The following is a 14,061-nucleotide window of genomic DNA, read 5'->3' on the forward strand; positions in this document are numbered from 1 at the left end:
GAATTATAAAGAGGCCGTGGATCTGTACGTCATCTTCCGGAAGCGCGCGACCGGCTCCGTCACCAGGGGCGGAGCAGTTCGCGGAGGGCGTCGGTGTCGCCCAGCAGGGCGTCCGTGTCGCCGTCGGTGAGGGAGGGGTCCGCCACCGGGCGGAGCGCGGGGTCGCGGAGGGCGGCCGCCAGGGCGGCGACCTTGTGGTTGAGGACCTGGTTGACCCGCTCGTCGACCGTCTCGGCGGCCAGCAGCACCGTGCAGCTGGGGCGGGCGTCGGGGGGCAGGCCGAGGCGGTGCGTGCGGTCGAGGGCCTGCAGCCAGGTGCCGGCGGCGTACCCGCGGTCGAGGTGCACCTGGTCGCCGGCCGCCAGGTGCAGCGAGACCCCCTCGCCCAGCGTCTGCGGGGTGGCGACCAGGGCCCAGCAGTCGTCGTCGTGACGGAAGCGGTCGAGCTCGGCCTTGCGGTCGTCGAGCGGGGTGGCGCCCGTGACGACGGCCGGACGGTGTCGGGCCAACGCCGTGACCAGCGCCTCGATGTTGCCGAGGAAGCCCGACCAGACGACGGTCTTGCGGCCCTGGGCGCGGTGCTCCGCCACGAGTTGAGCGGCGCGGACCACCTTGGCCGGGCGGATGTGCCGGGTCGGTTCGGCCACCAGCGAGGCCAGGTCCGCGTGGCCGGGCCCGTCCAGCGGCAGCGACCACGGCTGCCCCGGGGCGAAGACCGCGGCCGGATTGGCCGCGGCCGCGATCAGGTGCAGCAGGGCGCGCCCCGCCTGGGCCGCCACCGCACCCGAGGCGGATCCCTCGGCCGCGGCGGCCCCGATGGCGTCCTGCGCCCACTGCCGTACGCGGCTGGTCATGGCGTCGTACAGGGCGCGGTGGGAGGTATCGAGGGCGATGCGTTCCACCCGCAGGTGCAGGGGCGGGAGTTCGAGGTCGTCCTTGGTGGCCCGTACGTAGGCCCGGTCCCGGAGGTGGGCGAGGTCGCCGTGGACGAGCCGGTGGCCCTGCCCCGGCCACACCAGGTCGAACACGGCCTCCAGGTCGCGGGGCCGGTTGGGCATCGGGGTACCGGTCAGGACCATCACGGCGTCGGCGCGGCGCGCGAGTTCCGCCGCGTCCGCGCCGCGCCGGGAGGCGGCGCCGGCCTTGGCGCGGTGGGCCTCGTCGAACACGGTGAGGACCTTGCGCCCGCGGGACCAGCCGGCGAGCGCGGCGCGCACCGCCGGGTCGCCGAGGCGCTCGTAGTTGAGGACGACGACCGTGTCGGTGCGCGCCATGACCCGGGGCCGTACGGCGACGGTGGGCGCCCGGTCCGGTGCGAAACAGGCGCGGGCCTCCTCCACCCATGCCTCGAACGCGGAGGGCGGTGCGACGACGAGCAGGGCGTGCGCGGCCCCCCGGGCCCGCAGCGCGCTGAACACGGCGTACGCCACGGTGGTCTTCCCGGATCCCGGCACGGAGAAGTTCGCGCCGCCGCCGGCACGGAGCAGGCGGGCCGCGGCCGTGCGCTGGAAGGGGGGCAGCGTCCGTACGAAGCCCAGGGCCGGGAGGTCGATGTCGGCCGGCCACGCGGACTGTTCGGCCGCGTCGGCGGCGAGCAGCGCGGCCAGTCCGTCCGCGGCGGCGGCTCCGCCGGCGCGCAGCCGTTCGGCGGCCGGGGTCCAGGTCCAGCGGGCTGCCGCCGCGGGATGGCGGGCGAGCAGCCGGGGCAGGGCCCGGGCCCGGTCGCGGCGGACGACGACCGAGGCGGCGGTCACGGCAGTGGCGGGCGTGCCGTGCACGGTCGGGCCGAGGAGGGCGGCCACGTCCTGCCACCAGCGGTCGGTCACGCGCTCGGGCCGCCGAACCACGGGCCGGCCGGCCTCGTCCACCCCCACCGTGCCGACGACGCGCCCGTCCCCGGCCGCGGCCGCTGCTTCGGCCTCCGCCTCCGTCGTGGTCATCGGCGGGCCTGCTGCTTGAGGTAGGCCATCACGCCCTGGCGGAGGAAGCCGCGCAAGGTCTCGAGGGACTTGTCGGTACCGTTTTCCACGTCGGGATCGATACCTTGCTCGTCGATCATGAAGGGCAGGCCGTCAGGATCGTAGTCCTTCTCGTCGACACCGGCCCGGACAGGTGCCACCCGGGTCTCGGCGAGCACTCTCGCCCGGTCGGCCAATCCGTCGATGCCGTCGGCCAGGGCGTTGATCTCCTTCCCCCAGGTGCCGGGATCGGACAGCGGATCGGCATCGGACCGCTCGTCTTCCTCTCCTGGGCTGTCCGGCCACAACGGGACGGCGACGGCGGTGCGGAGACCCTGCCCGTCCCGGTGGTCGCTGCCGTCGGCCCGGAAGTCGCGGGCGGGCACCTGGGATCCCGCGAGGCCGTCCGTGCCCGTGCCGGGCCTGCCGTCGATGCCGGGGGCCTTGGCCCAAGCCCGCCTCAGCCACTCCTCCAGCAGGTCTTCGCCGGTCGCCGGGTCGACCGGGACCACGGGTTCCTCGACGATGGCCGCGCGGACGATCGCCTCGAGCTGGTCGATGCCCTCGGGTGAGCGGGCCGCGTTCATGACCACGACGTCCGCTTCGACCTTCATCACCCCGCCACGGCCACCACGGCCGGTCAGGGTCATCGAAGACGGGTGCCGGACCAGGCGCGGGGCGCCGTCGAAGCGTGTGCCACCGTCCTGCCGTTGGTAGTCGCGCAGGGCAGGGTTGGCTGCGTGCGCGACGAGAGCGAGGACGGCCAGGGCCCGCTGGTGGCGGCCGAGGTCTGCCCGCTGAGGATGTACGGCTGCCGCCAGCTCCCTACGGGCGCCTTCAACGATCTCTTCGACGTCCCGGTCGATCAACTCGGTCCAATTGCCGACGTGCTGGGCGATGTCGCGCAGTTCCGGCTTGCGGAAGGAGCGGGCGATCACGGCGGTGAACTGGCCCATTTCGCCGTCCCCGTCCAAGCCTGCGACCAGACCGGCGAGGGAAGCGGTGGTGGTTGCGGCCTGGAGGGGCGAGTTGGGCACGCGCAGCCGTTTGAGCGTGTCGCGCACCAAGCGGTACCGGAGGTCTACCACCGGATCGTCGACCACGGTCGCGACCATGACGTGCGTGGTTGCCACGATGCGGTTGCGATAGGGGGTGCGCGTCGGATCGTCCTCCCACGGCACCTCCGTGTCGCCGAAGAAGACGTCGCGCTGCTCCTTGGTCAGGAATCGGTCATGGACGAGGTCGTTGACGACCGTGCGGGCCTTGAAGGCCTCGTCGTCCGCCTTCCCCCAAAGGGTCGGGTTCTGCCCCTTGACGTGGAAGCGGGCCATGTCGGCGTAGATCACGTCGTGATCGCTGTTCCTGCGGTACGGACGGACGGCGATGCCGATGTCCATCCGGGCCGTCATCATGCGCAGCGTGGCCTCCGCCTCGGGCGTGGCGCCGTCGAGCCAGGCCTTCACCGCGGACTTGGTCCGGCCCGTCGGCCAGACGGCGAAGGAGGCCTCCTCGAAGCGCAGTGCCCGATGGGCCGCCTCGATGCTGTCCGGGGTGTGCGCGCGGACGGTCAGGGAGCCGGCCGGGTACTCCCAGTGCATCGTGGACAGGTCCACATGCGTGCCCATCAGCTGCGCCATGAACGACTGGGCGACGTTGACGCGCGTCCAGCCGTCGTCCGTCTCGACGAGGTACCCACGCTCGTCGTCCGACACGTAGATGTCGTACACGAACCCGCGGATCTCCTCGCGGATCCCTTCCAGGGCGAGCGAGTCGGCGAACTCCTTCTCGGCCTCACCCACGTACGCGGCCGGGTCGCGGACCTTCTGCTGCGCCTTGCTGATGTTGATCAGGTGCTCGGCGGAGCGGGCCTCGATACGCAGGCCGGATCCGACCTCGTGGATCAGCGACTGCCCGTGACCTCGCATGATCCGCTGAGCGGTGGCTGCCATACGCGGCTGGACGGTGGCCGGGCGCACCATGGGGACGCAGACCACGAGTTGCGCCACCGACAACCGCCCCGCGTGGTTGCGCCGCCACGTCGCCCGGCGGACGGCTTCCACGTTCTCCCGGCCGCCGGCCGACACCGCTTCGATGGCCCGGACCAACTCGGCCGGCGTCTCCTCGGGCGGACATTCGTTGGCCTTGCCGTACCACTCCATGACGGCCTTGCCGAGCTCGGTGGGCGCCTCCCCGTCGGAGAGGGCGGGCTCGCCGCGCAGGGGCTCGAAGACCGGCGGCAGCAAGGGGAAGACGCCGTCGAGGGGGACAGCGTCGGAGATCAGGTTCCTATGGGCGGGGTTCAGGAACTGGAAGGTGCTCTTACGGGCAGCCACGGGTGGCAACCTCCTCAGGGTCGACACCCGTCCCAGCACGATGCCCGCGCTCGTATGCGGGGCACGGTGGAGGACGGGTGCGTCGTCGGTGCGTTGAAGGAGCGCGGGACTCAACTTCATGACGACGCAAGCGCCGCCTCCACAGACCGTCACCAGAGCCGGCCAGGCGCGTCGCCTACTGCGGCGTGCGAGGGCGGATGGACTCCCGATGATGTGGAGCGACCACCCGTCGGAGGTGGTTGCGCAGGAGACGGTAGTGGATGGCGCCTCAACTGGGGTGCCGAACCCGCAAGTTAGAAGAAATGAGCGAGGCCTTCCGGCCACATAGCGTCAGGATGCACCCGACGCGAGGGCGTCCAGTTTGCGTTGCAGCGCGGCGATGTCGGCCCTCAGGGCGGCAATGTCCGCCTTGTCCGCCGACTGTTCCGGTTCCGCCAGCTGGACCACCAGCGCGCCGCCCGGTTCGAGGGTGACCTCCGTGGTCTCCGTGACGTCGTCGCCGCCCTGGTGGCGGACCGCCGCGTCGAGGTCGGCGCGGCGCAGGCCGTTGTGGCGGATCACCGGGGTGAGCCAGTGGCCGTCGCGGGCCAGGGTGGTGGGGGAACCCTCCAGCAGGCGGCCCAGCCATTCGTAGCGGGCCGCCGCCCGGACCACCACGGTGTTCACCGCGAGCAGTACGGCGGCCCCGAAGGCCGCTCCGATGACCGAGTCGTCCGGGCCGATCACGGCGTTCTGCACGACGTTGGCCAGCAGCAGCATGACGACCAGGTCGAAGGTGCTGAGCTGCGCCAGCTGGCGCTTGCCGACGATCCGGAGCAGCACGAGGATCAGCGCGTAGACCGCGATGGTGCGGAGCGCCTTGTCCAGGAACTGGATGTCGCTCTGCAGGAAGGGCGTGAGGACACCGTGGGCGGATTGCATCGGGTCAACGCTGGCACATGCCGGCGTTGACCGCGGCGATCGACCCGCCGTCGACCGCGGTGGGGCGAGTGGCCGCCCGCCCCGCGGAGCGGGCGGCCGACCGCGTTACGGCTTCGGCAGGGTGCAGCCCGCCCGGTTCAGGTCGATCTTGTTGCCCGCGCCGATGCAGGGGACGATGAGGTACGTCTCCTGGGCGTAGTTGATGCCCTGGCGGACGGTGACGTTGCCGTTCTCGTCCACCTCGCACGGGTTGTTCTCCGTACAGCGCTGCCCGTCCTCATTGCCCGTGTTGTTGACCGCGACGACCTTGCCCGTCGTCGTGTCGATCACCGGGGAGCCCGAGGTGCCGCCGATGGTGTTGCAGGACGAGGTGTAGCGGACGGAGTCCTTCCAGGTCCACTCGCCCTCCTTGAGGCGGTACGCGAACCCGTCCACGTTGCAGCTGTAGATCCGCTTCCAGTACCCGGACACGACCTTGATCGCCGTGCCCTGCACCGGGCGGGCGTCGTTCAGGGTGAGCGCGCCGATGCCGTACTGGCTCTGGATCTGCGCATACGTCTTGGTGAGCTGGTAGACCGAGATGTCGGTGTCGGTCATCGTCGCGTACGCGATCTTGCTGGCCCGCAGCGTCGCCACGCGCGAGCCCGACGCATTGAGCAGTGAGAACGAGCGGCTGGACGGCTGGTCCTTGACGACCTCGCCCGGCCCCGGGAAGCCGGACTCGATGCAGTGTCCGTTGGAGAGGACGAGCGCAGGGTCGGTCGGCAGGGAGCCGGGGGCGCGGACGACGGAGCCGGAGCAGTTGCTGAGCGCGACCGTCCCCGCGTAGTTCACGGTGACGGCCGCCGCGGCCTTGTCCTGGGGTTCGGAGGCGACGGCCGGAGCTGCCGCCGCTCCTATCAGGAGCAGCGAGAGCAGGGCGCCGGCGAGAGGCTTGTTCATGTGGGGGTTCCCCTCTGATGACGAAGCACGATGCGCGAAGAACGAAGCAACCGAAGATCCTCCGGTTGTCATGCGCATTGTTGAGATGTCCGCCTCAACTGACAACCCCGTACGCCCAGTTGGCCGATGCCACTCCGGTGTCAGGTTCCGGCCATGATCAGCGCAGCAGGCGCTCGCGCAGCCGGGCCGTCGTCGCGGGCGTGATCCCGACGCGCGTGGCGAGATAGCCGGCCGGCCGAGCCATAGCGCGTGGTCAGGTCGGCGAGGACGAGCGAGAGGATCGTCGCCGGGGCGCGGCCGTACGCGGGCCAGCGCATGGTGCGGCCCGGGTTGGCCGCGTGCCAGTCGACCGTGAGGCGGGCGGTGGCCAGCTCGGTGAGCGCGAAATCGGCCAGGATCTCCTCCTCGGACACCTCGAGGAGGATCAGGACGAATGCGGCGATCAGGCCGGTCCGGTCCTTTCCGGAGGTGCAGTGGAAGACCGTCGGGCCGGGGTCGGCGGTGATGAGCTCGATGGCCCCGCGGATCTCCCGGGCGCCGTCCTCGGTCACCTCGGCGAACCGGTCGGCAAGGTAGCGCCAGGGGTCGACGTCGGGGTCGATCGCGGCCTGGTCGTACGGGCGGTGCTCGATGCTCAGGTTGGCGTACGTGAACCGCCCGGCCTCCGGGATCCGGCCCTTGGCCTCGATCTCCCAGGGGTAGCGCAGGTCGATGACGGTCCGTATGCCCAGCCCGAGGAAGCGCTCCCAGTCGGCGCCCGCCAGCTTGCCGAGGGAGTCGGACCGGTAGAGCGTGCCCCAGGCGACCGTACGGCCGTCGGCGGAGCGGTAGCCGCCCAGGTCACGGAAGTTGTGCAGACGCTCGAACGCGATGTGGCGGCGGTGCGTGTCCGCGGGCGGGTCGATGGACAGGTCGGTCAACTGTGGCTCCTCGGGGTGCGGTTGTCACCCCAGGATGCCCCAGGAGCCCCGGGAGCCCCGGGAGCCCCGGGAGCCCCGAGGACCCCCTCGGCCCTCAGCGCTTGCGCGCGAGCGTGAGGCCGTCCGCGATCGGGAGCATCACCGACTCGACCCGCTCGTCGGCGCGCACGTGCGCGTTGAACTCCCGGATGGCCAGGGCGTTCCCCTGCGCGTCCGCGTGCACCGCCCCTCCCCCGTACAGGACGTTGTCGGCGAGGATCAGCCCGCCGGGGCGCAGGCGCGGCACGAGCTCGTCCCAGTAGGCGCGGTAGCCGGACTTGTCGGCGTCGAGGAAGGCCAGGTCGATCACCGGGTCCTGCGGGAGTGCGCGGAGCGTCTCCAGGGCCGGGGCGATCTCGAGGTCGATCCGCTCGTCCACTCCGGCCGCCTTCCAGGCCTCCCGGGCGATCGATGTCCACTCCTCGGAGACGTCGCAGGTCAGGACCCGTCCGCCGGCCGCCAGGCCCTCGGCCAGGGCCAGCGTGGAGTAGCCGGTGAAGGTGCCGACCTCCACGATCCGGCGCGCCCCGACGATCCTTCCCAGCAAGGTGAGGAAGACGCCCTGCTCGTGCGGGACCTGCATCTGCGCAGCGCGGCCGAGCTCGCGCGTGCGCGCGATGAGCCGCTCCTGGACCGGGCTCGGGGGCTCGGCCTGCGCCACCAGGTACCCGTACACCTCGGCGGTGAGGTGCACCGTCTTCACATCGTCGGCAGTCCTGCCCATATCGTCCGTACACTCCTCCGCGAGTCCGCCATGCCGTCGGGAGACCCCGCGCCGCCGGATCACCCCGCTGCCCAACGACACCACCCCCGCAACGGCAACGGCACGGATCCGCCTGCGTTCCGGCGCGGCCGGTGACGAGGTCGATCCCCTGCCGCGGATGGACGCCGTCATCGACGACTCGGTCTTCGACCGGCCCCGCCTGCTCGGCTGACCGTCAGCCCGCCGGGTGGAGTGCCGCGTACTCCAGCGGAGCCGACGGGTCGATCGTGAGGTCGTACGGCGCCGGCTCCGCGCCCGCGCGGACCAGCAGGTCGCCGATCGCCGCGATCATCGCCCCGTTGTCCGTGCACAACGTCATCGGCGGCACCCGCAGTTCGATGCCCGCCGAGGCGCAGCGCCGTTCCGCCAGCGCCCGGACCCGCGAGTTGGCCGCCACTCCGCCGACCACCACCAGCGTCCGCACGTCGTACGCCCTGCAGGCCGCGACCGCCTTGCGGGTCAGCACGTCGGCCACCGCCTCCTGCAGCGAGGCCGCGCCGTCGGCGACCGGCGGCTGCTCCCCGCGCTGCCGGTGGCCCTCGGCCCAGCGGGCGGCGGCCGTCTTCAGCCCGGAGAAGGAGAAGGAGTACGCGTACGGGTCCTCCCCGCGCGGCCCGCCGGTCAGCGGGCGGGGGAACGTCACCGCCTTCGGGTTCCCGCCCCGCGCCGCCCGGTCGATGGCCGGCCCGCCCGGGTACGGCAGGCCGAACACCCGGGCCACCTTGTCGAAGCATTCCCCGGCCGCGTCGTCCAGGGTGTCCCCGAGGTGCAGGATCGGCTCCCGTACGAGGTCCCGTACGAGCAGCAGCGAGGTGTGCCCGCCGGAGACGACCAGCACCACGCAGGGCTCGGGCAGCGGCCCGTGCTCCAGGGTGTCGGCGGCGACGTGCCCGGCCAGGTGGTGCACCCCGTACAGCGGTACGCCCAGCGCGTACGCCAGGGTCTTGGCCCCGGCCAGTCCGACCTGGAGCGCGCCGGAGAGGCCGGGGCCGGTGGTGACGGCCACCGCGTCGAGCTGGTCCGCGCGCAGCCCGGCCCGGTCGAGGGCCTGGCGGACCACCGGGTTGAAGGCGTGCAGGTGGGCGCGGGCCGCGATCTCGGGGACGACCCCGCCGAAGCGGGCGTGCTCGTCCATGCTCGACGCGACGACGTGCGCGAGGAGCCGGCCGCCCTGCACGATGCCCGCGCCCGTCTCGTCGCAGGAGGACTCGATGCCGAGCACCACCGGAGAACCCGCCATCACACCTGCACCCGACCCTTATTGCGAATAGTTCGCAATAAGGGTACTAGCCGCGCGGGACCACCATCGCCAGCACCGACGGCAGCGGGTACCAGTCCGCCGAGGCGATGGACGCGTGGTGCGCGGCCATCAGGCCGACCCGGTCCCGGGCCTGGGCCTCGGTGGGGTGCACCCCGTCGATGGCGGGCGCCACGCCCTGGGCGTCGGTGGCGATCAGCAGGTAGTGGTTGCGGTCGTACCAGGCGGTGTCGATGGAGCCGCCCGCGTACGCGCTCGCGTCCCCGTCGAAGACCACGAACCACGGGCGGAGCGTCGCGTCCGCGTACCGGGTGCGCGGGTCGCCGGCCTCGGCCCGGTGCACGGCGGGGAAGGCGGCGGCCTCGCCGAGCCGGCCCGCGGCGGCGAGGGAGCGCAGGTGCTGGGCGTACTCCCGGTCGGTCCACAGGGTGTCGCCGGCGTTGCCCTCCTCCAGCGTGCCGGGGATCAGCTCCACCAGGAACTTCCCGGCCATCGCGGAGCGGCTCGGCCAGGCGCCGGCCCGGGCGGCGGAGTCCAGGTCGGGGTGGCCGGCAGCGAGTTGGCCGGGGCGGTAGACGGCGTCGCCGAGCTTCGAGGCCAGCAGCGCGTCGAGCTCGGCCGGGCCGCGCCCGAGGTTGGCGGCGAAGCCGTCCTTGAGCTCCAGCTTGAGGACGACCGGGCGGTGGCCGGGGTGGGCGTCGTGCCAGCTGCGGATGTCGGCGAGGCAGCCTGCGAGGTTCTGGTTGCGGGACTTGGTGCGCAGCTGGGCGGGGCTCGTGGCGTTCTCGCAGTTGTTGTCGTTGCCGAAGGGGTTGTCGTGGGCGACCCGCCAGGAGCTGCCGAAGAAATTGGTCCACACGTCGAGTTCCAGCATTGCGGCGCCCGAGTCGAGGGCGTCCGCGAAGTACGGGTACTTGGCCTTCTCGTACGCGTTGTGCACGCCGACGCCGGTCGACCCCGCGTACGGGAGGTCGGCTCCCGCCCCCCTCGCGGCCGCCCCCGCCGGGGCCGTGCCCAGCACGAGGGCCAGGGCCGCCAGGCCCGCCGTCACCGCGCCCGCCATCCGGTTCCGCAATCCCATGCTTTCGGCTCCTGTCCGTCCAGTCGGTGCGCCACGTCTCAACCCGCCGGGAGAGTAGGCGAGTTGGGTGACATCCGGAAGGACGGCGGATGACGGGTGACCGGCTGTGAGAACGGACACGTTCCGGATCCGGAACTGCCCTCGTCACGCCGTCCGTCGAACAGGGGGCCGATCAGGGTGCCGATCGGGGGTTTCGGGCGGGAGTGCCACATGTTCACCAAGGTTCACGGGCGGGCCGTACGGGTCTCCCTGCTCGTCGGCATGTGCTGCGCGGTGCTGATCGGGGGTGGCGGGTTCCTGTGGGAGCTGCGCGGCATCGCGGCGCACCTCGCGGAGGGGGATCCCGCGGAGGGGAGCTACGTACAGGACACGGAGCAGGCCGACCGCGCGGCGGCGGCCGTGCTGGACGGGCTGGCGCGGGAGGTTCCGGCGCAGGTTGTTCCGGCAGGGGAGGTCCCGGAGCAGGAGGCTCCGGTACGGGAGACCCCGGCGCCCGAGGCCCCGGTACGGGAGACCCCGGCGCCGGCGCCCGCCCCGCCGGGCCCGACCGCGCAGGGCACGGGCGGCCCCCCGGCCGGCGTGCACTGGCGGTCGGGCGGCTGGCAGCCCTCCGACCCGCTGGTCGCGCGGCCCGCGGCCGCCGAGCCCGCGACCGGGGCGCTGTTCTCGCCCGGCGAGGACGGGGACCAGGACCACCACTGCTCGGCCGGCGTGGTCCACTCCCCCGACGGCGACCTCATCGCCACCGCCGCCCACTGCGTGTACCGCGGCAGCTTCGGCTTCCGCACCAACCTCGCGTTCGCCCCGGGCTACCGGGACGGCGAGGCCCCGTACGGGATCTGGGTGCCCACCCGGATCGACGTGGACCCCCGGTGGACCGAGGACCAGGATCCCGACCACGACGTGGCGTTCCTCCGGATGCGCCGGCCCGGCCGTCCCGGCGAGCGCCTGGAGGACGCCACCGGGGCCCATACGATCCGGTTCCGGCCCGAACTGCCGGCGCCGGCCCGGGTCGTGGGCTATCCGAACGACACCGAGCACCCGGTGGAGTGCTTCAACACCGCCCGCGCCGCGGGGCCCGCGCAACTGCGGCTGGATTGCGCGGACGTACCCGACGGCACGAGCGGTGGTCCGGTGCTGACCGACGCCCACACCCTGATCGGGGTGGTCGGCGGCCGCGACGGGGGCGGGGACGAGACGACCTCGTACAGCAGCCGGTTCGACGAGGCGGTACGCGCCCTGTACGAACGGGCCGTGGCCGCCCCCCGCTAGGGGGCGTCTTGCCGATTCGGCCGGACGCCCGCGGACCCCTACGAGCCCGAGTCCGGCGGGCCCGGGTGGTGCGGGGGGTAGGCGGCGGCCTCCGGGGCCGTCGGCAGGCGCCACTTGGACAGGACCCGGATCACCGTGCCGGGGCTCAGCAGGGTGTTCGGCGAGGCCGACAGCGACAGCACGCCGAAGAAGGGCCGGGAGATCTCCGGATCGGCGTTGGCACCCACGATCACCCGGGACATGTAGGCCTGCAGGACCTTGGTCGCCCGGTCGGGCGGCGGGCCCTCGGTCTCCGGGTAGCGCATGTCCTCGCTGGTGGCGATCTGCCAGGCCACGTCGGCGGCGGTGGCCGTACGCCGCTGGATCCGCCGGGCGGCCGCGGCGATCTCCCGGGGCGCCAGCCCCCGGATGGCGCCGGCCAGCGCGTCCGCCGCGAGGGCGGCCACCGTCATCCCGTGCCCGTACACGGGGTTGAACCGGCAGGCGGCGTCGCCGAGGACGACGAATCCGGCCGGCCAGCGGTCGAGCCGCTCGTAGTGGCGCCATTCGTTCGCGGTGCTCCGGAAGCCCGTCGGCGAGGAGAGCGGTTTGGCGTCGCGCAGGGCGTCGTACAGGGCCGGGGTGCGCAGGCTCCGGGTGTACTCGAGGAACTCCTCGTCCCCGGTCGGCGGGGCGTGCTCGCCGTTGCCGATCAGGGTCGCCAGCCAGCGGCCGTCGTCGAGGGGCACCAGCACGCCCCCGCGCGGACTGTCGGGGCGGCCCTGGACGTACATGCCCTGCCAGCGGCGGGCCGGATCCGGCGGGACCTCGTAGTAGCGGCTGGAGTAGCCGAGACGGGAGTCGTAGCGGGTGGTCGCCGGGGCCGGGTGGCCGAGGGCGGCGAGCCAGGCCGGGGCCCGGGAGGTCCGCCCGGTCGCGTCGACCACGAAGCGGGCGGGCAGCGGGCCGCCCTCGCGCAGCAGTACGCCGGCCACGGAGCGGCCGTCCGGTCCGGCGACGAGTCCGGTCGCCGTCGATCCGGCGCGGATCCGGATGCGCTCGTCGCGCAGCACCTCCCTGCGGACCGTCCAGTCGATCAGCTCCCGGCTGCCCACCAGGATCCGGGACCCCGGAACCTGGTGGAACCAGTCGGCGGAGCTCAGCCACAGGAAGTCCCTCGGCGACTCCAACAGGGCCGCCCCTGCCGCGAGCAGCTCGCGGGTGACCCCGGGCAGCAGCTCCTCCATCAGCTCCAGGCCGCGCGACCACAGCACGTGCACGTGCCGGGACTGCGGCACACCGGGCCGGAAGGCCGGTCCGGTGTCGGGCAGTTCGTCCCGCTCCACCACGGTCACGCGCGCGAACCGCTGGGCGAGTGCCCGCGCCGCCAGCAGCCCCGCCAGGCCTGCGCCGAGGACCACTGCGTGGTCGTGGGCTTCTGGGTGGTTGTCCGTGTCGTCGTCCATGGCGCCGAGTCTCCCGTGGCGGGCGCACCCGGGATCAGGTCCCGCCCGGGGCGCCCCGAGGCACCCCGGGGGCGGACGGGCTCACGGCGGGGCGCCCGGCCCGGATCACCTCAGCGGGCGAGGAAGCGGTACGGGACCGAGGTGAGCTTCTCCGAGGCCGCCCAGAGCCGTTCGCCGGAGGTGTCGTCCAGGGTCCACTTCGCCCGCCAGGAGCGCGCGGGCGCCCCGCGCCAGCCGAGCCGCGGTCCGTAGAAGGCGTCGGGCCGCACCCCCGGCGCGGTGGCCGCGTACAGCGTGGGCAGGGCCCCGGAGGCCGCGGACTGGGCGAGGACGGCGGCGCCGACCCCCAACAGCCGGGACATGGGCCGGTGGCCCTCCTGGCGCGATGCCCCGATGTGCAGGTTGGTCGAGGCGTAGCCGGGGTGCGCGGCGGCGGCGACGATCCCGGAGCCGGCGGCTTCCAGCCGCCGGGCCAGCTCGTGGGTGAAGAGGAGGCCCGCGGTCTTGGAGCGGCCGTACGCGATCCAGCGCCGGTAGCGGCGCTCGCCGTTGAGGTCGTCGAGGTCGATGTCGCCGAGCGCGTGGAACCCGCTGGAGACGGTGACGATCCGGGCTCCGGGCTCCGCGGCCAGCAGCTGCGGCAGGAGCAGTCCGGTCAGGGCGAAGTGGCCGAGGTGGTTGACCCCGAACTGGGTCTCGAACCCGTCGGCGGTGCGCCCGAACGGCAGGGCCATCACGCCCGCGTTGTTCACCAGCAGGTCGAGGGAGGGCCGGCGCTGCCCGTAGTCCTTCGCGAACTCCCGTACGGAGCCCAGGTCGGCCAGGTCCAGCAGGGCGAACTCCGCCTCGGCTCCCGGGACCTCGGCGCGCAGCCGCACCACGGCGGCCCGGCCGCGCGCCGCGCTGCGGCAGGCCAGTACCACCGCCGCGCCGCGCCGGGCGAGCTCCCGGGCGGCGACGTAGCCGATACCGCTGTTGGCGCCGGTGACGACGGCGGTCCGGCCGCTCTGGTCGGGGATGTCCTCTGTGTTCCAGCCAGGCATGCGGTCTCCCTCGCGAGGTGGGTGGGGCGACGGGGCTTCGGTGGGTTACCGAGGGTAGACCTCGCCCTTCGCGGGGGTGGAGCCGG

General features: G+C 73.3%; 11 protein-coding genes. 1 reads left to right on the forward strand and 10 read right to left on the reverse strand.

Annotated elements, in window-relative coordinates:
- Nucleotides 1–59: 59 nt before the first annotated feature.
- The 8 genes from OG299_RS09915 to OG299_RS09950 form a co-directional block, all read right to left on the reverse strand.
- Complete coding sequence (locus OG299_RS09915) at nt 60–1,940, reverse strand: SNF2-related protein (protein WP_327361267.1); 1,881 nt, start codon at nt 1,938–1,940, stop codon at nt 60–62.
- The gene (locus OG299_RS09920) at nt 1,937–4,291 is read right to left on the reverse strand and encodes a hypothetical protein (protein ID WP_327361268.1); all 2,355 of its coding nucleotides are present in this window, start codon (nt 4,289–4,291) and stop codon (nt 1,937–1,939) included. The genes OG299_RS09915 and OG299_RS09920 overlap by 4 nt, the downstream gene beginning before the upstream one ends.
- Nucleotides 4,292–4,621: 330 nt before the next feature.
- Nucleotides 4,622–5,212, reverse strand: a complete 591-nt coding sequence (locus OG299_RS09925; RefSeq protein ID WP_327361269.1) for a DUF421 domain-containing protein — start codon at nt 5,210–5,212, stop codon at nt 4,622–4,624.
- Between the two features lie 105 nt (nt 5,213–5,317).
- Nucleotides 5,318–6,154, reverse strand: a complete 837-nt coding sequence (locus tag OG299_RS09930) for a S1 family peptidase (protein WP_266634451.1) — start codon at nt 6,152–6,154, stop codon at nt 5,318–5,320.
- Between the two features lie 140 nt (nt 6,155–6,294).
- Nucleotides 6,295–7,074 carry a tyrosine-protein phosphatase gene (locus OG299_RS09935; RefSeq protein WP_442817500.1) on the reverse strand — a complete coding sequence of 260 codons (780 nt, stop codon included), beginning with the start codon at nt 7,072–7,074 and terminating at the stop codon, nt 6,295–6,297.
- A gap of 94 nt (nt 7,075–7,168) precedes the next feature.
- Nucleotides 7,169–7,837, reverse strand: a complete 669-nt coding sequence (locus tag OG299_RS09940; RefSeq protein WP_266634448.1) for an O-methyltransferase — start codon at nt 7,835–7,837, stop codon at nt 7,169–7,171.
- Between the two features lie 214 nt (nt 7,838–8,051).
- Nucleotides 8,052–9,116: a tRNA (adenosine(37)-N6)-threonylcarbamoyltransferase complex transferase subunit TsaD gene (tsaD, locus tag OG299_RS09945; protein ID WP_327361270.1), complete on the reverse strand. Its 1,065-nt coding sequence runs from the start codon at nt 9,114–9,116 to the stop codon at nt 8,052–8,054.
- A gap of 46 nt (nt 9,117–9,162) precedes the next feature.
- A complete protein-coding gene (locus tag OG299_RS09950; protein WP_266634444.1) occupies nt 9,163–10,215 on the reverse strand; it encodes a phosphatidylinositol-specific phospholipase C domain-containing protein in 1,053 nt (350 codons plus the stop codon).
- A gap of 210 nt (nt 10,216–10,425) precedes the next feature.
- On the opposite strand from OG299_RS09950, the gene OG299_RS09955 reads away from it, so the two are divergent.
- Nucleotides 10,426–11,487 (forward strand): trypsin-like serine peptidase, encoded by a 1,062-nt coding sequence (locus OG299_RS09955; RefSeq protein ID WP_327361271.1) that lies wholly within the window; start codon nt 10,426–10,428, stop codon nt 11,485–11,487.
- Between the two features lie 38 nt (nt 11,488–11,525).
- Here OG299_RS09955 and OG299_RS09960 read toward each other — a convergent pair whose 3' ends face one another.
- Both OG299_RS09960 and OG299_RS09965 read right to left on the reverse strand, forming a co-directional pair.
- The gene (locus tag OG299_RS09960) at nt 11,526–12,932 is read right to left on the reverse strand and encodes an FAD-dependent oxidoreductase (RefSeq protein ID WP_327361272.1); all 1,407 of its coding nucleotides are present in this window, start codon (nt 12,930–12,932) and stop codon (nt 11,526–11,528) included.
- 110 nt (nt 12,933–13,042) lie between these two features.
- Entirely contained in the window at nt 13,043–13,975 is a 933-nt protein-coding gene (locus tag OG299_RS09965; RefSeq protein WP_327361273.1) for an oxidoreductase, read from the reverse strand.
- Nucleotides 13,976–14,061 lie beyond the last annotated feature (86 nt).

Source organism: Streptomyces sp. NBC_01296 (assembly GCF_035984415.1).
Taxonomy (GTDB): Bacteria; Actinomycetota; Actinomycetes; order Streptomycetales; family Streptomycetaceae; genus Streptomyces.